The organism is Microcoleus sp. K5-D4 (assembly GCF_036704575.1).
GTDB lineage: Bacteria > Cyanobacteriota > Cyanobacteriia > Cyanobacteriales > Microcoleaceae > Microcoleus.
The window spans coordinates 45569-66101 of the sequence record NZ_JAUBSD010000003.1; the positions used below are offsets into that span (position 1 = coordinate 45569).

Here is a 20533-nt window from a genome sequence, read left to right on the forward strand (position 1 = left end):
AATATATCTATTATTTATTAAACACAGTTAAGTTTTTGACCTTCGGCGATCTCAATATAAAATATAAAATCTAAAATTCGATTAGTCGATCGAGCGTTGCTTCCATCACATCATTTGTTTGCCCGGAAACAGTATACACCAAAGCTTCTCGATAAACTCTCCCGGCTGGGTGTACCGCACCGTTAGCAGCACCGCTAGAAACTGCAACCGCAGCGTGCCCGCAACGCACCGCTAAATCAATGGCTTGAGCTCGCAGCGCTAATTGTTCTGCTTTCGAGCTATGTTGAGATTGTTGGAAATTCTGTTTTAGCCGATCGAGCTTTTGCTCTAGTTTTTGGTAAGCTGTCGTTATAAAAGGTGAATTCTTAGCAGCCGCCGCTGCTGCAATTACATCCAATCCCGCTCGAATACAGCCAAAAGTACCGGGGACAAAATTCAGTATATTTTTGCTGTCGTTTTCCGAAATCCAGCCGACAGGTTTAACCGAAATTATTTCCGATTCATGCAGCAACCAATTATCGAGAGTGGCTGTCACAGTATTAGTCGAGTTCATGGCGATTAACTGCATGATTTCGCTACAAGCTATTTTACCCGATTCGCCTTCAATATTGGCAAAAGGCACTAAACCGAAAACAGCGCGTTTGTCAGGAAGTACCGCCGCTACAATAAACTTTTGAAACAATCCAAAACCTGTTACCCAAGGAACTTTTCCTGACAGTAAATAACCCGCTCTTGTGGGAGTTGCGGTGACGGTAGGATTGCCCGATCGCCTCAAATGCGAAAACCCAATACCCAAGCGTAACTCTTTTTGGGTGATCGCGGGCAAGTATCTGCTTTTTAGCATTTCATTGTCGCTGTTGGCAATCATCGCAGTTGCGCTGTGGTGCTGAGTTTGCAGGAAAGACAAAGCGCCGGAATATCGAGCCGTCAATTCCTGATATTGGTAAAAAATCTCCGGTGTAATTTCTACACCGCCCCATTTTTGGGGAACTCGCAAGGCTAAGAGCGATCGATCTTCCAATCCCACAACTGCTGTTTTTATCGCTTCCGAGTCGCTGTCGATAATTTCCGCGTGGGGTGCAACGCACTTTTGTAGGTAAGTTTCTGTGCTGTTGAGAATTTCTTGCGAATCCATTTTTTATAATTATTTTATAGTGAGTTTTACCTTATTTGGAAAAGTTTCACTTCCCACGGATAGGGATCTCTAAAAACCCAGTTACTACGATTTTTGCGACTTTTGCGACAACTCACGAAATATCTACGAAGCAACCGGATTTATGAGGTGATTTTATAGTAATTTTTATTCAAACTTGTGTGGGGCGGAAATTAAATTTCGCCCCCAAACTAATTTATTTCCACACTTTCCAAGGAGCCTTCCCTTCATCCCAAAGTTCGTTTAAATACTTGTACTCTCGAAAAGTATCCATCGCAAAGAAGAAGCCCTCATGACGGTAAGCCATCAACTGTCCGTCTGCCGCCAAACGCTGCATCGGCTCTTGTTCTAAAATACAATCATCTCCCCCCAAATACTCAAATACCCGGCGGTTAAATATCATATATCCAACACTGATCCAGCCGTCGATTTGAGGTTTTTCAGTAAATTGAACTACGCGGCTATCGCTGTCTACCTCCAAAATTCCAAAGCGAGAAATCGGGCGAAATGTAGTGACAGTTGCCAGCTTCCCGTGAGATTTGTGAAAATCCATCAAGGCTTCAATATCGACATCAGCTACTCCATCGCCGTATGTCACCATGAAATTCTCGCGATCGATATATTTTTCGATCCGTTTTACCCGCCCTCCCGTCATGCTTGCCGCGCCAGTTTCAGCCAGAGTCACCTTAAAATCTTGTTCGAGATGTTCCTCATGATAAGTGATGATATTTTGGCGTCCCAGACAGATAGTAAAGTCATTGTTCATGGCTTCATAATTAAGGAAATACTCTTTAATCATGTTGCCGCGATAGCCCAAGCACACAATAAAGTTTTGGAAACCGTAGTGTGCATAGATTTTCATGATGTGCCAAATAATTGGATGCCCCCCCACCTCAACTAAGGGTTTGGGACGAAATTCTGTTTCTTCTCTGAGACGAGTACCGAGGCCACCTGCTAGGATAACTACTTGCATTTTTTCACATTTTTAAAGATAATAAAGTAACTTATCATCAATCATCAGGATTTTTTTCAAAGAATTATTAACATTTTCTCATAGTGAGTGAAGCTTTGTAAACCGCAGAAATCACGAACTATTATAAATAATTTTAGGGTGCGCGCAACCGCAGCGTGTATTTGAATGCTGCGCGCAATTTCTAACTAGCAGTAGGGTGGGTACTGCGAACCGTATATTTGAATACAGCGCATTTTCTAACTTACTAAGAGTCGATTAAAAAATAGACAAAAAAACAACAAGTACCTATACTAAATATAAAAAATAGATTCAACAGCAATGAAAAATCAACTCGATCGCCTAAAAAAGTTTTTAGGTATCCTCTGTGCGATCGCCTCAATAATTATATTATTCCAATCGGCTATACCTGGTGTTTACGCCACGGTTGTTGCACCGGAAGGATCAACTATACCACAAACCACCCTAGCTTTTGTGCCCAACATACCGGGCGGCGGATTAGACTTTCACGAATCAGCAGGAGGACACACTTTAGAGAGACACGTTGGCAAAACAGAAGCAGAACTAGCACAGCGACTCGCAAGCGAAACGAGAATTTCTGCAGCATCTTCTTTTACTGACCGTTCCGTCGCTGAAGCGGCTATTGGAGAAGCAATGAACAGAAATCAAAGTGCGATCGACTCCTGGCTGAAAAGTCGAGGCAATCGTTATACGATCGACTACAACGCCAACAGAATAATTGGCATTACTCTGCGTCGCCGCGCATCCAAAGCCACTTCGACATCTCGCCTGAGAATCGTCCTCCAGCGCAGCGCCAAATTACCTCCCGGATACTTTATTCTCACAGCTTATCCCCAATGATCAATCAATTTCCTCATTTAACCCAATTTTTCAGTTCCTACTTTCACCAAGACTGGCCATTAGAAGCTGACACTCCCAGCGAGGTAGTGAACAACTACCGCAGCAGCGAACCGCCCGCAAGTGTTGAAGCTGCATCGCAAGAACTCAGCAAACTGTTAGAAATGCCGATCGCCCCAGCCGATTTACAAGCATTCATCCTCGATGAATTAGGGTGTTACTACGACCCACAATCCGAAAATCAAACAGTCCGAGAGTGGTTGGAATCGGTGCAAAAATCTTTGAATTATCCTAGATAAAATCTATATATTTGTAGGGACACGGCACTGCCGTGTCCTTACAAATTGTTCACAATTTAATAGGATAGGTAGCTCACTTGCTAACCGTCAATAAGTAGCCTTCGTGGACGTTGAAATTAGGGATAACATAAGCCAAGCTGCCGCTACCCACCAAAAGATTTTCTTCTTTAACTGTGACAAGCTGTGGCACGGCTCCTTCTTGATTGTTGGGAATTTTTTCTAATTTTAGATTGATTTTCTGACCCCTTTGAATACCTAGCTGCTCCAAATTGCCGAGGGTTAATGTTACCGTTGTTGCTGAGGAAAAATTGGGATCGAAATAACCTAAAAGTATCTGTGCTTTACCTTCAGAATTTGATTTGCTGGCTAAAGCGACAAGGCGATTGTTATTTGACCAGCTCCGCACCCGCGAATTAACTCCCTCAGCATAAGCTTTGTATGTCCACCAAGCTGCTCTCGGCTCAAAAGTATTAGGCGTGACCATCCCACTCAGCGTATTGTTGAAGCAATTGCTAACTTTATTTGGCCCTTTGCTCTCCCAACAAGCTCTGCAAGCACCGTCAGCTTTTGCATACTCTAAGTTATACAAATAACCTAAGATTTCCCCCGGCTGGTACTGCGCTAAGTTCCCGACAATTTCGTTGACGTAAATTTTTTGCAATTTCAGTTCCTTGTAAGAAGGACTTTGCTGAAAATTGCGTTTAGCCTCAATTACGTGATCGTCAACAAATAAAATCATCGCGTCGTTAAGTTCGTGCCATGAGAGGAAGTTTACTTCAAGTTTGTTAGCCTTGCAGTAATCCAAAAAAGCGGCGAGATATTCTTTGCTGTAGCGGCCGAGGCTTGGCCCGCCAATCATTGCTGACGGCCCCAACTCTTCCCGCAAGATTTTGTAAGCTCTTTTGTAAGTTTCAAAGAATTGTTCTCTGCTTCCCTTCCAAAATGGATCTTTCCAATCTGGTTCATTCCATACATCCCAAATAATTTTTTTGCCTTTATTTTGCTGGGCTAACTGTCTGATGAATGCTTCCCACGCGGGGTAATTTTGATATGGCCAGCCATTGGGATTGCTACCGTAGCCCCACAAGTCGCTAACTACTAACTGAAACTCGGCTCCGCTGGCGATTACTCGATCGTAAATATCGAGTCTCCCTGCCCGCCAAAGTTTGGGCTGCAATGGTTTGATCGAGCTATCCGGGGGTTTGGCAGTGTCGATTCCGTGCAGGATGCCACTCATGGAAATTGTACCGGTGGCTGGCTGTCCAAAATCTACTGTCACGTTCGATCGCAGTTGGGCGATCGCTCTTGGCTGTCCCAAATAGGCTATTAACAGAACAGTGACAATAGCTAAACCAATTGGCAGCAGTCTATGAATACGTGGGAACTTGAATTTAAGTTGCATATTTTTCTTTGGTTGGTGTTTGGTGGAATGGGCATCTTGCCCGTTCCTGAGAATGCTGCTAAAACTCAGTTTTAACGAACAGATGACAACACTTCAAAACCCTGTATTGATTCTATCACTTGTTGCCAGGAGCGGGAGTTAATCAGCTCGTTGGTATCGAATGGAACTCCTTTTTCCGCAGCTAAAATACCAAAATTTTTCACCCAATCAAAGATAGTTTCTGTGGTAAAATAAGGTGTGCAAGCCCAAGCAGATTGCAAATTATTCACCATCTCGGACATATCTCCCCGCTCGTAAGCCTCCCAAGCTTTCCACACTAAATAATAGTATTTCAGCAGGCTATCCACTTGCTGTACCTGCTTTTGGAGTTTCGGACTTATAGAGAAACTGTCGCTCTCATCACTTACAAATGCCTGTTCAATTATTTCTCCATATTCCCGAAGCATTCGTTCTTCTTTGAATAGTTCTTGAGCTCGCGCTTTGCAAGCTTGTCCTGCAAGCCTGCGCGCTTCGGGATTTTCTGCCCATATTTCGACCGTTTCTACCAACTCTTTTACTGTTCCTGCTGGATCGATTGTAGGATCGGGCAGTAACTTTCCCGTGTCTCCCAATTCTTCAGGAATCCCGCTGACTGCTGTGGCAATTATGGGCAATCCTTTCGCCATTGCTTCCATAATTGCTAGTGGCATTCCTTCTGCTTGGGAAGATAAAATAAAGATGTCGCTGGCGTCTAGCCAATCGGCAATATCCCAGCGCTGTCCTAAGAATTTAACCTGTTCTTCTACTCCCAATTGGCTCACAGTTGCTCTTAATTCAGGTTCCATATTGTCGTGAGTAGTAGACCCAGGCCCGGCCCAAACAAAGTAAATTTGGGACCAAATTGGACGATTTTTCAATTGGGCGATCGCCTGCAATTGATACTGATATCCTTTAATGGGAGTCAATCTCGCCGCCGTAAAACAAACAACAGCATTTTCGGGGATTCGTTGTTCTTGACGCAGGCGTTGGCGAGTGGAAAGATTCGGGGGTTCAAAATAACTATTTGGTCTGCCATAATAGATTACTTTTCCCTGTTCTAGACGCGCTTTAAATAGACTTTGGAACAAGTTTAAATTCTCGTGGGAAACTGCTACTGCTGCTTTGGCTACCATGTACTGGTAGGCAACTGCATCGAAATAGGGAATTTGATCGCCGCGATCGAAGGTTTCATAATTGCGATTGATATAACCCAGACTGATTATGTACGGTATATTTTGCTCGATCGCAACTTGTTTAGCTGCAAAGTTAGCCATCGGCCAGCCGTCACTAAATATAATTAAATCCGGTTGAGCCTGGGCGTAAATCTTTTTAGCATCATCCAAATTGTAAGCTATTCGCAAAAACTCTTTCATCGTGTCGAACTCTAGCCAAAGATGTTCGATACCTAGCTGTTTTTGTTCGGTAATTAAAGGATTAGAAGCTTGACTTTGAACGCTGGTAACTCGGTAGCCATCGGCAGCTAATTTACACATCAGCGAGTGGTTAAACTGAGCCAAACCGCCGACTCCTGAGTCTTCTGTGTACAGGAGTACGTGCTTTGTTGGCTGCCGAGAAGTCAAACTGGGAGCCGATTGAAACTGATAAGGATTGTTCGCTGCGATCGCCACTATGTCTTGCCATTCCTGTAAATTGGTTAAAGCATAGGCATCAAAGTGGTAGCCGTACTGTTCCGAAACCCCCTTAAAAGTTTCCAGCCAATTAAAAACAGTTTCAGTGCCTGTCAAATGAGTGTAATACAGAGATTTTTCCAGACATTCGACCATTTCTGCCAAATATCCGTCGCGATACATCCGCCATGCTATCCATACGAAACACTTGTAACGTTCCGCGCGTTTCAAGTCGCGGATGTGCTGAGGTAAATCTGGCCGAGCAAAAAATTGCTCCATCAAAATTTCCGTATTTTTCATTAATTTGGAGCCGTTAGACATGATATTGCTGTCGTGCTGACGATAGCAGGTTAATATCTCTTTTAACCAAACTGACTTGCAGCCTTTTAAAGCTAAACGTAGCACAAAATCTAAATCTTCGGTTGGCGGCAAGCGATGATCGAAACCGCCCAATCGTTCCCACCACTCTCGCCGGAGCATCATGGCGCTGGGACGCACTGATTTGTAAAAAACAAAGGCTTCTAAATCTAATTTTGGTTCTTCTTCCCAAGGCTTGACTCCATAGATGCCTTCGTCGTTTTTGCCAACGATAACCCAACCTGTTTGCACCATATCTAATGTGGGGTCAGCGTCAAAACAAGCTACTTGTTTTTCGAGTTTTTCAGGTAAGAAGAAGTCGTCAGCATCTAGAAAAGCTAAAAATTCCCCTTGTGCTAACTTGCAAGCACGATTTCGAGCAATTGCTGCTCCTTGGTTATCTTGATAGATGTATTGAATTAAATCGAGGTAAGGTGATAAAACTTGGCGAGTGTTGTCAGTTGAGCCGTCGTCTACGACGATAATTTCCCAGTTTTGATAAGTCTGGCCCAGAACACTCTTTACGGCTCTGACAATGTAGCGCTCGCAGTTGTAAGCCGGGATGATGACACTGACGCGCACTTTTTTGGGAGTAATAATACTAGCCATTAACTGTTTCCATTCGGGTAATTGTCTGAGAGAAATGGCATCAATATTGCAACCGTAGGTCTTAGCAATTTCAGTGATGCGCTTTACCCAATCTGCTATAGTTGCTGTCAGGGAGTACGGGGTATAATCCAAAGATTTTTGCAAATAGTCAGTCATTTCTGCCGGATAGCCGCTGTAGTAAAGTTGCCACGCCATCCATGTCAGAGCTTCATACAACGCCTGCTTTTCTAATTGGCGGATGTCCTCTGGCAAGTCGGCTCGACTGAAGAAACTTTGCTTTAATTTAATACAAAGGTTGGCCTGTTTTAGCGCTCTCTGGATGGACACATTTTGCCCGTGCTGGCGGTAGCATACTGTCACTTGATGCAACCAAGCAGCTTCACAACCAGATAGTGCTAAACGCAAGATTAAGTCGGCATCATCTACTGAATCATACTGAGAATCAAAGCCACCGACTCGTTCCAGCCACTGCCGCGAAAACATCATCGCACTGGGAAGTAGTGGCAGATAAACAATCCAGGTTTTTAAGTCTAGCTGAGGCAAGTATTCCCAGGGTTTGACATCGAAAATACTTTCGCCTTGCTCTTTAACCATTCGCCAGCCACTATTAACAATTCCTAATGATGGCTGAGCGTCAAATAACGCAACTTGTCCAGCTAACTTATCGGACAATAAAAAGTCATCTTGATCTAAAAAAGCAATTAATTCGCCTCGGGATTCCTGAATTCCTCGGTTGCGGGCGGCAGCTACTCCTTGGTTTTCCTGATAAACATAGCGAATTTTTTCAACATAAGGCTGCAACGCTTGGCGGGTGTCGTCGGTTGAGCCGTCGTCTACGATGATAATTTCCCAGTTTTTATAGGTTTGGCTGATGACGCTTTCTACCGCTTGCGCGATGTAGCGATCGCCATTATATGCTGGAATAATTACACTTACTCGCGGTGTCGAATTAGGCATTGACATGAGTTTTATCGGTGATAAGGAAGGGTTCGGCAACGGGTTCTGTAAGGGATATAACGGATGTAAAGGATGTCAGGCAGAAGGCAGATGCAATTTTACTGCTGACAACAATCCGAATTTTCAATGTAAATCTGGTGTTTTAGCGTGCATAAAAAACAGATTCAATTCCCTGTACTTCCTCGACTAATTGTTGCCATTCTGCTGAATTAATTAGAGAATATGTATCTAAATTATGCCCTTTAGCTGACGAGAAATTGCCAAAATATTCGACCCAGTTTAATAGCGTTTCTGTAGTCAAAAAAGGTGTGTACTTCAAAGATTCTTGAAGCGACTTCTGCATTCTGCTTAGATCTTCTTGACAGTAAGCCTGCCAAGCATTCCACACTAAAGAGCTGTAATGCACCCGGCTTTCTATCTTCGTTATTGACCTCTGAACCTCTTTTTGAGTAACAAATTGATCTGTTTGGTTATCATCGCAAACTAAAGCTTTTTCGATCGCCTCCATCGACTCTGCCAACATCCGTTCCTCTTTAAACACTTTCTCGGCCCGCTGCTTGCAAGCTTGACCGATTTGATGTCGCAATTCTGAATTCATTGCCCAAGCTTCTACAGTTTCCGCCAATTCCCTCGCGGTTCCCTCTGGATCGGTATTCGGATCTGGCAACAATTTCCCAGTATCACCAAGCCCTTCAGGAATGCCGCCCACAGCCGTTGCAACTACGGGCAATCCCTTAGCCATCGCTTCCATGACTGCAAGGGAAGGCGCTGCATCTGCCACAGAAGTCAAAATGAATATGTCGCTAGCATCGAGCCAATCTAGGATATCCCAGCGCTGTCCGATCAACTTCACGCGATCGCTCACCCCTAACTCTTTAATAGTTTCCCTCAATTCTATTTCTACATTGTCAGCGCTTCCCTCACCAGTTCCTGCCCACACAAAATACAGTTTATACCACACAGGAGACTGCTGCAACTGCTTGATTGCTTCGATTTGATATCGATGCCCTTTAATCGATGCCAATCGAGCCGATGTGAAACAAACAATCGCATCTTCAGGAATGTCTATTTCTTGTCGCAGGCGTTGACGAGCCGCAGCATTAGGAGGTGCAAAATATTTGGGAGAACGCCCCAAGTAAATCACTTGTCCTCGCTCTTTTGGCAACTTGAAATCTTGGCATAATAAATTCAAATGTTCGTAAGCGCCAACAATCAAGGCTCTAGCTTGCAGGCAGTGGTAGAGCACTCCTTCTACATAAGGCACTACATCCCCGCAGGCAAAAGTTGCGTGTTCTGGCATAACTAACCCAATCACCATCATGTATGGTATTCCCATTTCAATAACTACCTGTTTAGCGGCAAAATTGGAAAATGGCCAACCATCGCTAAAAATAATCATATCCGGTTGATTGCTAGCAAAAAGCTCTCGTGCATCCTGAGTATTTCTTAACACCCGCTGTAAATCTTTATGCCCGCTAAAATCCAGCCACAAGTGTTCTATACCTAACTCTCGTTCTCGCTCAAGCAAGGGGCTAGAATGTTTGGTTTGCACGCACGTGACTCGATAGCCCAACATGGCTAACTGACAAAGAATGGCATGATTGTACTGCGCTAATCCTCCTACGCCCGGATCGTCCGTGTTGTAGAGTAAAATGTGCGCTTGCGCTTTTGAATGTATGGGAATAGAACTTTGTTGAGATTGGGGTGGATTAGTCATCACCATCATAATAATCTCTTGCCATTCCGCTAACTTACTCAGCGAATAAGCGTCAAAATTTTCACCATATTCTTCCGAAGCCATCTGAAAACTTTCTAGCCAATTCAAAACTGTTTTTGTGGGCGAAAAAGGCGTATATTGCAATGACTCTTCTAAACACTGTGCCATCTCTGCTAGATGACCGTCGCGATACATCCGCCATGCCAGCCACTTTAAGCATTGATAGCGTTCCGGGTTTTTTAACTGCCGGATTGGCTGAGGCAAATCGGGTCTAGCGAAGAATTTCTTCATTACAATTTCTATATTCTTCATTACGCGAAAACCGATTGACATGAGGTTAGAATTGTGCTGGCGATAACAGGTAAGTGTTTCTTCTAACCAAACTGCTTTGCACCCCTTTAAAGCTAAACGTAAGGCAAAGTCTAAATCTTCTGCTAGTGGAAACTGAGAATCGAAACCGTCCAATTTTTCCCACCACTTTCGGCGCAGCATCATCGCACTCGGTCGCACGCATTTATAGAGAATAAAGCTTTCTAAATCTAATTTAGACGCTTGCTGCCAAGGCTTGACAGCAGAAATCTCTCGCCCGGTTTCATCGACGATCAGCCAACCTGTTTGCACCATATCTAAGGTGGGGTCAGCGTCAAAGCAAGCTAGTTGTTTCTCTAGCTTGGATGGTAGGAAATAGTCATCGGCATCTAGAAAGGCTAAAAACTCGCCTTGCGCTAGTTGGCAAGCAAGATTTCTGGCGGCTGCTACTCCTTGATTTTCCTGATATATGTAGCGAATTCTGTCAAAATAAGGCTGCAATACTTGCTGCGTGCGATCGGTCGAACCGTCATCTACAACTATAATCTCCAAATTAGTAAAAGTTTGACCTAGGGCGCTCTCCACCGCTTGTACGATGTAGCGATCGCCATTATATACAGGTATAATTACGCTTAATTGCGGTGTCTGAGTAGCTGTTGACATTATTTAGCTCGCTGTTAACCTATGATTATATAGTTTATATTAATGTGCCGGACATTCATCATTATTGTGTGTTCGGTTGCTCTACTTACAAAAACTTGAACTTTGGCAAAGTGTAGCATATAATTTTACATGGAATGATAACTCAAAAGGAAAAGAAAAAATGAATTCAGAAACAGCGCAGGTGAATTTTCAGCAACAGGCAGAACTTTATTTAGCTACAGGCAACTTCGATCGGGCGATCGCACTTTGCCAACAAGTTTTGGCATCGGAACCCAACTCTGCAGAGACTTGCAAAACCCTAGGAAAGGCGCTGCAAGCTCAGGGTAAACTAGAAGACGCAAGGTATTGGTATAAAGTTGCGATCGCCCTGCAACCCGATTTTGCCGAAGCTTTTGCTAACCTCGGCACTCTCTGCGCTACATTGGAACAGTGGCAAGAGGCGATCGCCTGTTACCAAAAAGCCATCTCCCTGCAACCAAACTTTGCAGGATTTTACCGAAATTTGAGCCGGATATTTACCCAAGTCGGCCAAGCTGAGGAAGCAGCAGACTGTTGGTATCAAGCACTGATAGTGGAACCGATAGAAATAGCAGAAGAATATCTCGACTTAGGTAATACTTTGCTGACCCAAAATAAACCCGAAAAAGCGCTAGTTTGTTACCATCGCACCATTTTTTTAAACCCGAGTTGTTGCGAAGCTTATTGCAAAATATCCGAAGCTGCTAGCGAGCTGAAACAGTGGGACGAAGCTATTGTTCACTACCGCAAAGCTATTCAACTCCAGCCGGATATTTCGGAGTTTCATTACAAATTAGGCAATGTTTTGCAAGCTAAGGAACTCTGGCGCGAAGCGGAGGCGGCCTACCGAAAAAGTATTGATTTAAATCCCAATTCTTTTTTGTCCTACTACAACTTAGGCAGCGTGCTGCTCAATTTAGAAAAATGGCAAGAAGCTGCGATCGCCTACCGCACGGCTGTTGAAATCAACCCGGATTATTCTTGGTCTTACTACAGCATCGGTGCAGCTTGCGATCGATTAGAAGAATGGTCTGAATCCGCTGCAGCTTACCAGCGCGCGACTGAAGTAGACCAGAATTTTTTCGCAGCTTTTCACAAGTTGGGAGATGCTCTTTTTAAACTAGAAAAATGGTCAGAAGCTGAGGCTGCATACGAACGGGCGATCGCACTAAATGCGGATTTATTTTGGTCTCATTATAACTTAGCTTTGACTTTAGTTAAACTTCAAAAGTTTGCTGCAGCAGCACTCGCTTATCGGCGGGCGATCGCACTCAATCCAGAATTCTCTTGGACTTACCACAATTTAGGAGCAGCGCTGTTAAAAGCCGAACAGTGGAAAGCCGCAGCTACCGCTTACCAACGTGCTATTGAACTTAATCCCACTATTTCTTGGTCTTATTACAATTTAGGCGATGCTTTGAGTGAAAGTCACGCATGGAACGATGCTGTTTCCGCCTACCTTTGTGCGCTTCAAATCGACCCGTCTCTACCGAAAATTTACATAAAGTTAGGTGAGGCTCTAATTAAAAGAACTCCGGTAGATTCAGATGTAGCAACTAGCTACTATCACCACCAAATGCAGCCGCTGCACGCTCCTGAATTTTACTGCCAAATAGCCCAAAACTTTGCTGAGAGCGATCGGCTTAACGAAGCCATAATGTTGTACTTGATGGCATTAGAAATTAGACCAAAAGATCCAGAAATATCCCCAAAATTAGAGGAAATTTTAGAAAAACAGCGTCAAACAGGGGAATCTACTCTATTATTAGAGTTAGAGGCTAAGGATATTCGCGATCGCTATATCGCCCGAGTAGTCAAAGGCAAGACTTTTGCAGAAGTCGGCGGCTTGTGGGGAACTGTCAACGAAAAAGTATCTGTAGCTAGCAAATACGGTGCAGTTTCTCTGACAATGATTGATGCGATGCCGGCATCCCTCCAGTGGTGGCCAGATTTTCACGATCGCATGACAAGTTTAAATATTGCTAATTATCACTGTATCAATCAAGATATCACTCAGATTCAGCTTGCAGACATTGGCGAGCCTTACGATGTAACTCACTGTGCAGGAGTTTTGTACCATCACCCCCATCCGTTGCAGATTTTAGTTGCCTTGCGTCAGATAACTCGCGAGCATTTAATCTTCACTTCAGTTATTACCCAAGAAGTAATAGAAAATGAGTTGGGCCACTATGAAATTCCCGCTTCTGGAGTAATGTTTATTCCCGCTTTGGACGACGCTGAACGAGCTATTTTAACAGCTTATTGGCGGCCATACATCAACAACAACCAACTTATAGGGATAACTGAGAAAGCAGTTTTTGACCTGAACGATTTTGCGCCGTGCTGGTGGCTGCCTACAGCTACTGCTTTAGAAGCTATGTGCGAAGTCGCGGGATTTAAAGTTTTAGACAAAGGATTGACTTGGAACAATAATGCTCTGACTCTGCTGCTGGGGATTTGAGGATTGGTAAACGAACAATAACAGGACTTGCTTGTACACAAACGGCTAAACACCCGGTTTATGAGCGGATTCCTCATTTTCTTTCCCCAATATTCCTACTAGAAACCGGGTGTTTTCCGTAAGTTCTAAATAAAATAGCTGCCAACATTTTTTGTGAAGAAAATAGTAACTGGGAAATAATCAATGAACAATCAGCAACCAGGGACGCCGTTAGGAAACATTTTAGTAGTAGACGATACACCAGAAAACCTGCGTCTGTTGTCTACGATGTTGACTCAGAGGGGGTACACCCCTCGCTGCGTGATTAACGGAAAAATGGCTTTGAGAGCCTGCAATTCTAATCCACCAGATTTGATTTTGCTCGACATAATGATGCCGGAAATGAACGGCTACGAAGTCTGTCAGCACTTGAAACTAGAAGCAAAAACTCGCGAAATCCCGGTAATTTTTATCAGCGCTAAAGATGAAGTATTTGACAAAGTAAACGCATTTGCTGTGGGAGCTGTTGACTATATCAGCAAGCCATTTCAGTTTGAAGAAGTGCTCGCCCGCATCGAAAGTCACCTCAGCCTCCGGAATTTACAAAAGCAGCTAAAAGAACAAAATATGCTGCTGCAAGAAGAAATCACGAGCCGCTTAGCAGTCGAAAAAACTCTTCAGGAAAAAAACCAAATTTTGCAACAAGAAATCAGCACCCGCCGCGCTGTTGAAAAAGCTCTGCAAGAGCAAAATTTGGTACTTCAACAAGAGATATCCCACCGCCAGCGCGCCGAATCTGCTCTATTAAAATCTAACCAAGAATTGGCGCGTTCAAATGCAGAACTAGAACAATTTGCTTATGTGGCTTCTCATGACTTGCAAGCGCCTTTAGCAACCATTGCCAGTTACGCTCAACTTTTAGAAAAACGCTACAAAGACCAACTTGACAGCCAAGGTAGTAAGTTTATCGGCAATATCGTTCAGGGCTGCACCAGAATGCAAACTTTAATTGACGATTTACTCGAATATTCCCGCGTGGGCCGGAGTCGGAAACCTTTTCAACTGACAGATTGCAATCATGCAGTCGAGCAAGCACTGGCGAACTTGCAAGGGGCGATCCGCGAGACTAAAGCCGTTGTCACCTACAGCGAATTACCCACGGTAATGGGGGATATTTCTCAACTCGTACAGCTATTTCAAAATTTAGTCAGCAATGCGATTAAATATCGCCACGATGCACCGCCTGTGGTTCATATTACCGCTTGCAAACAGGAGGAAAACTGGTTAGTTTCTGTCTCCGATAATGGAATTGGGATTGCTCCCCAGCATCAAAAACGTATCTTTCAAATTTTCCAGCGCTTGCATACTCAAAGAGAATATTCTGGGACAGGTATTGGTTTAGCAATTTGTCAAAAAATTGTGGAACTTCACGGCGGATGTATCTGGGTGGAATCGGAACCGGAGCAAGGTTCAACTTTTTACTTTACTCTAGCTTAATTGAGAGATCCTGTCGTCAAAAGGTATAAGCTATAAGGTAGGCAAACTGAATTGATTTCTATATTTTAATTCATAAATATAAAATACGCTCCACAAGTTACCCCCATTTTATATGGCAAATATAATAAGTAAATAATGGGTCATTATTGTGACTCTTTAGCTTGGCATATATGCTACATTTGGATTCTTTTTTTAACTGGTATAAATTGCCATTTAGAATAAAAAATCTTTCCCGTTGACAGTCTAGTTAGTGCGTGATAGAATAATAATTAAATATAATTTTTGTAGTGCTTGCTCACCCGCAATATTACGGTCGATATATGTGTATGGGCAATTGAATAATTGCCCTGAAAATAAAAGCTAAAATTCAAGTTAGTTTAAGATTTTCTGATTAAAAAATATTATGAAAGCAGTTTTTAACTTAGCTTTGCCTCCTATCTGCTTTAAAGTTCTGTTAGTAGAAGACAACCCTCAGGAAGCTGAGCTGATTGAAGATTTACTGTCAGAAATAGGTGGATCGCAGCGTATAGTGCTGACGAAAGTAGAGCGTCTCAGCGAAGCGCAGCAGCGATTGAATCAAGAAACTTTTGACATAATTTTATTAGACCTTTCACTGCCAGATAGTCTGGGAATCGAGACGGTGGCTCGGGTACAAGAGTACGGGGTAAATGTGCCGATCGTAGTTCTGACCGCCCAAAACGACGAAGAACTTGCCCTGCGGTTAATTTCGGTCGGCGTACAGGATTACTTGGTAAAAAGAAAAATCGACAGCGAACTGTTAATTAGATCGCTCCGTTACGCCATAGAACGCCAGAACAGTCAAGATGCTTTGCGAAAAAGTGAAGAAAAATATCGCTCGGTGGTGGAAAATTCCCTGATCGGCATTGCAATCATCGCTCCAATTATTGACAGCGAAATTCCTTTAAATTGCCACTGGATAGAAGTTAACGATGCCCTGTGCAATTTGCTGGGCTATGAGCGCTATGAACTCGTGCAAAAGAATTGGCTAGAGTTGACTCATTCAGAGGATTTGGAGGGTAATTGTGAAAAATTTTCTCAGATGTTAGCAGGTAGGCTCGACGGTTACATCTTAGACAAAAGGTGGCTCAGAAAAAATGGCGAAATAGTTCACACGCGAGTTTCCCTTCGCTGCCTCCGCCGCCTGGACGGGTCTATCGACCGGATAATCGAAGTAGTGTTGGACGTGAGCGATCGCTACCGCTACGAAGCAAAACTGAAAGCGTCAGAAGAATTTTTAAACCACACCATAAATGCTACGCCAGACCCAATTTTTGTCAAAGACGAGCAACACCGCTGGATGATATTAAATGATGCTTTTTGTCAGTTGGTCGGCAAATCGCGGCAAGAACTGATCGGCAAATCAGATTATGACTTTTTCCCCCAATCAGAAGCTGCTGTTTTTTGGACTAAAGATGAAGAAGTATTGACAACGGGGATCTGCTTGGAAACCGAAGAAAAATTCACAGACTCGGCAGGGAGAGAACACATAATTTCTACCAAAAAAAGCGTCTTCCAAATAGCAGACGGCAGTAAAGTAATAGTGGGTACAATTAGAGATTTTACCGAATACAGACAGCAACAAAAAGCACTGGAACAAAGCGAAGCTCGCTTTCAAAAATTGGTAGCTAACCTGCCGGGAATAATTTATCAATTACGAATGTCAGCCACGGGAAAATTGTCTTTCCCCTACATCTCTTCAGGCAGCCGCCAACTCTACGAATTAGAGGCAGAAGCAATAGAGCAAAATGCGGAACTGATTTCCAAGGGAATTCACCCAGACGATCTCTTAGATTTAAAAACATCGATCGCCATTTCAGCCACAACGCTGGAACCTTGGCAGCAGCAGTGGCGGCAGACTTTACCATCTGGAAAAGTTAAGTGGCTGCAAGGAGCGGCGAGACCAGAAAGGCTCACTAATGAGAGCAAATCTGGCAGCGAAGGCGATATTCTCTGGGATGGTTTAGTGATGGATATCACTGAATTAAAGCAGGCACAAACAGAGCGCGATCGTTTTTTTACCATCTCCTTAGACTTGCTTTGTATTGTAGGTTTTGACGGTCATTTTAAACGTTTAAACCCAGCTTGGTCAACAGCTTTAGGCTACAGTATTAGTGAATTGTTTGCCAAGCCAATGATCGAATTTGTTCATCCCGACGATCGAAAAGCCACCGCAGCGGAAGGAGCAAAACTAATCGCGGGTACGTCCAGTATCTCCTTTGAAAACCGCTACATCTGCAAAGACGGTTCTTACAAATACTTCCTGTGGACGGCATCGCCATTTAGCGAAGAAGGTTTAATCTACTCAGTCGGTCACGATATTACCTCTCGTAAACAAGCAGAGTCCCAACTCCAGCGACAAGCAGTAGCAATGTCCGCTGCTTATGACGGCATCGCCATTTTTAATAATAATAAAGAATGTATTTATTCCAACGACGCTTATCTCAAGATGTACGGCTTGGCTAGCCCTAGCGAACTGTATGGGAAGAAATGGAAAATGCTCTACAGTAAAGCAGAAAATATATTTTTTGAATTACAAATAATGCCGATGCTCCTGCAAAAAGGGTACTGCAATATAGAAGCTACCGGTCAGCGCCGGGACGGTACTAAGTTCCCTCAAGAATTGTCGCTAACAATGCTTTTCGGTGGCGAAATCATTTCTATAGTCCGCGATATAACTAATAGAAAACAGGTAGAATCAGCCCTACGATCGAGCCAGCGACGCTACCAAACTTTAGCAGAAGCATCGCCAGTTTGCATATTCCATACCGACACCTTGGGAAATTGCCTTTATGTGAATCAACGGTGGAGCGAAATTACGGGATTAAATGCAGAATTAGCAGCCGAAATTGGCTGGATGAATGCCATACATCCCGACGATGTTGATCGGGTAAAAAATGAATGGCATCGAGCAATTATTGACAAAATTCCTTTTAAATCAGAATACCGCTTTCAGCGTCCAGACGGTCGGGTAATCTGGGTGATCGGTCAGGCAATTGCAGAAATCGGAGACAAGCAGGAAATTAAAGGCTATATCGGCACTATTACTGATATTAGCGATCGCAAACAAGCAGAACTAGATTTGCTGCGAGTTACTCAAGCGGTGGAAAGCACCAGCGATGCGATCGGCATTGCTGACTTGACAGGGCGATCGCTCTACCACAATCAAGCCTTTGTTCAACAGTACGGCTACACAGCAGAAGAACTAAACACAGCAGGCGGATTAACAGCAATTTACCCCCAAACTAAAGTGCTGCTAGAAATGTTTAAAACGATCCGTAAAGGCAAATCTTGGCAAGGCGAACTCAAAATCAACACTAAAAACAACGAACTGGTAACAACTTTATTTCGCGCCGACGGCATTAAAGATGAAACTGGTCATTTAATCGGGTTAGTGGGAGTAATTACCGACATCACCGAACGTAAACAAGCGGAGATGGCACTGGAGCAGCAATTAAGGCGAGAACGGCTGGTAGTGGCCATGCTCGATCGCATTCGCTCCTCCCTAAATTTAGAAGAAGTCCTGACAACTGCTGTCGAACAAGTGCGGCAATTTTTGCAAACAGACCGCACAGTTATTTACCGTTTTAATCCCGACTGGAGCGGCTTTGTTGTTGTGGAATCCGTGGCAAAAAATAGAATTTCGCTGCTAAATTTTAACAATATTGATGGCTGTTTTAGAGAAAAATTTGTTGAGATTTATCAGCAAGGCGGTATTAGATCTATGGAAGATATTTACCGGGAAAATTTGACGGAATGCCACATGAAATTTCTCGAAGGATTTGAAGTAAAAGCTAACTTAATAGTGCCGATTTTAAAAGCACGAGAAAGCATTTCACAGACCCAACCGACCGCAGAAAATCAGCTCTGGGGACTGCTGATCGCCCAGGATTGCAGCGGCCCCCGTCCCTGGGATTCCTCAGAAATAGAATCCCTCCGGCAATTGTGCGTGCAATTGGCGATCGCGATCCAGCAATCGACGCTATTTCAACAAGCACAAACGGAAATTGCCGATCGCAAACTGGCAGAATCTGCCCTCCAACAAGCTGCATTAGCAGCAGAAAGTGCCAACCGCGCCAAAAGCGAATTTCTTGCCAATATGAGCCACGAACTACGCACGCCTTTAAACGGCGTTTTAGGTTACGCTCAAATCCTCAAAACCGACAAAGACTTAAACTCAGATCACCAAGAAAGTCTCAGCAATATTCAACAGTGCGGTCAACACCTGCTGATGTTAATCGACGATGTTTTAGATCTTTCCAAAATTGAAGCTAGAAAAATGGAGCTCTACCCGGAAGAGTTAAACTTTCTAAATTTCACGAAAAACATTGCTGATCTCTTTCAGATGCGGGCATCTCAAAAAGAAATTTTATTCCATTACGAACAAGTCTCTCCCCTGCCTAGCTGCGTTCGTGTCGATCCAAAAAGATTGCGCCAAATTCTCATAAATTTACTCAGCAATGCCGTGAAATTTACTAACAGTGGCGGTGTGACTTTCAAAGTCGGCTATGTCGGCACAGGGGCCTGGAGTCGAGGCCAAGGAGAAAATTATGAGTTCTCGACTTTGAGTTCGGAACTGAAACAAAATTATATGCGCTTCGCCCACAATCCGATCGCAGCCAAACACGCTTTAAAAATTCGCTTTCAAGTCGAGGATACCGGCACTGGAATAGAGCGAAGCAAGTTAGAAGAAATATTTTTGCCTTTCCACCAAGTAGGAGGCAATACGTTTGTTGAAGGTACAGGTCTTGGACTCTCAATTAGCCAGAAATTAGCGAAACTAATGGGTACCGAAATTCGCGTCCACAGCACTTTGGGAAAAGGCAGCACTTTTTGGGTAGATTTAGAATTGCCCGCAGCTAAACGGTACTTGGAGGTGTCTCCTTTGCAGGAAAAACGCTGGCTTGTGGGTTTTAGCGGCAACAAGCGCAAAGTGCTAATCGTGGATGACAATCAACTGGATCGCGATTTGTTGTGCAGGCTGCTGCGGCGTTTGGGATTTGAGGTGGCCGATGCGAAAAACGGGCAAGACTGCCTCGGCAAAACAGTTGAATTTCAACCGGATGTGATTTTAATGGACTTGCGGATGCCTGTAATGGATGGCTTAGAAACTGCAAGAAAACTGCGGCAGTTGCCGGAAGTAAAAGATGTTGTGTTAATCGCTATGTCAGCTAGCGTTTTCGAGGCTACGCAGCAAGAGAGCATCCTCGCAGGGTACGATGCTTTTCTTCCCAAACCAATCGAAGCAAATCACTTTTTAGAACAGTTGCGCGTGCATTTGGGACTAGAATGGATTTATGGGGAATCTTCGGAAAACAACAAACGCAAAACTCCCAGTTTGTCACCAGCCTCTGATTTTCCTGCTTATTCTTCTTTGTTACCTGCGGCTGCTGAGTCAGTAGCAAAACTTTTGAAACTCGCAGCTATGGGCGACATTGAAGAAATTTTTGAGGAGAGTGCTAACCTGGAGAGTTTAGAACCTAATTTAGTGCCGTTTGTCTCGAAGCTGCGCCAACTTGCTAAGGGATTTCAGCTCAAACAAATTCGGAATACTTTAAAGCAATATATCGATGGTCAGTAGTCAGTATTCAGTGGTCATTAGTTATTAGTTATTTGTTGT

Annotated in this window: 10 protein-coding genes; 5 read left to right on the plus strand and 5 right to left on the minus strand. The window is 43.7% G+C overall.

What is annotated here, in order from left to right:
* Positions 1-70 precede the first annotated feature (70 nt).
* Entirely contained in the window at positions 71-1135 is a 1065-nt protein-coding gene (locus tag QUA77_RS01840; protein ID WP_333449079.1) for an acyl-CoA dehydrogenase family protein, read from the minus strand.
* Between the two features lie 214 nt (positions 1136-1349).
* Positions 1350-2126: a glucose-1-phosphate cytidylyltransferase gene (gene rfbF, locus QUA77_RS01845; protein ID WP_333038185.1), complete on the minus strand. Its 777-nt coding sequence runs from the start codon at positions 2124-2126 to the stop codon at positions 1350-1352.
* A gap of 318 nt (positions 2127-2444) precedes the next feature.
* On the opposite strand from rfbF, the gene QUA77_RS01850 reads away from it, so the two are divergent.
* On the plus strand, positions 2445-2984 hold the full coding sequence (locus QUA77_RS01850; RefSeq protein WP_333038188.1) for an RNase A-like domain-containing protein: 540 nt from the start codon (positions 2445-2447) through the stop codon (positions 2982-2984).
* Entirely contained in the window at positions 2981-3280 is a 300-nt protein-coding gene (locus tag QUA77_RS01855; RefSeq protein WP_333038192.1) for a contact-dependent growth inhibition system immunity protein, read from the plus strand. Before QUA77_RS01850 ends, QUA77_RS01855 begins: the two co-directional genes overlap by 4 nt.
* Positions 3281-3353: 73 nt before the next feature.
* Here QUA77_RS01855 and QUA77_RS01860 read toward each other — a convergent pair whose 3' ends face one another.
* From QUA77_RS01860 to QUA77_RS01870, 3 genes are all read right to left on the minus strand, one after another.
* The gene (locus QUA77_RS01860) at positions 3354-4682 is read right to left on the minus strand and encodes a GH39 family glycosyl hydrolase (protein ID WP_333449080.1); all 1329 of its coding nucleotides are present in this window, start codon (positions 4680-4682) and stop codon (positions 3354-3356) included.
* Between the two features lie 71 nt (positions 4683-4753).
* On the minus strand, positions 4754-8257 hold the full coding sequence (locus tag QUA77_RS01865; protein ID WP_333449081.1) for a glycosyltransferase: 3504 nt from the start codon (positions 8255-8257) through the stop codon (positions 4754-4756).
* Between the two features lie 136 nt (positions 8258-8393).
* Positions 8394-10940, minus strand: coding sequence for a glycosyltransferase (locus QUA77_RS01870; protein WP_333449082.1), 2547 nt, complete (start codon positions 10938-10940; stop codon positions 8394-8396).
* Between the two features lie 160 nt (positions 10941-11100).
* On the opposite strand from QUA77_RS01870, the gene QUA77_RS01875 reads away from it, so the two are divergent.
* From QUA77_RS01875 to QUA77_RS01885, 3 genes are all read left to right on the plus strand, one after another.
* Positions 11101-13419, plus strand: a complete 2319-nt coding sequence (locus tag QUA77_RS01875; RefSeq protein WP_333038199.1) for a tetratricopeptide repeat protein — start codon at positions 11101-11103, stop codon at positions 13417-13419.
* A gap of 183 nt (positions 13420-13602) precedes the next feature.
* A complete protein-coding gene (locus QUA77_RS01880; protein WP_333038202.1) occupies positions 13603-14895 on the plus strand; it encodes an ATP-binding protein in 1293 nt (430 codons plus the stop codon).
* Positions 14896-15298: 403 nt separating this feature from the next.
* The gene (locus QUA77_RS01885) at positions 15299-20494 is read left to right on the plus strand and encodes a PAS domain S-box protein (RefSeq protein WP_333449083.1); all 5196 of its coding nucleotides are present in this window, start codon (positions 15299-15301) and stop codon (positions 20492-20494) included.
* The last annotated feature ends 39 nt before the right edge of the window (positions 20495-20533 follow it).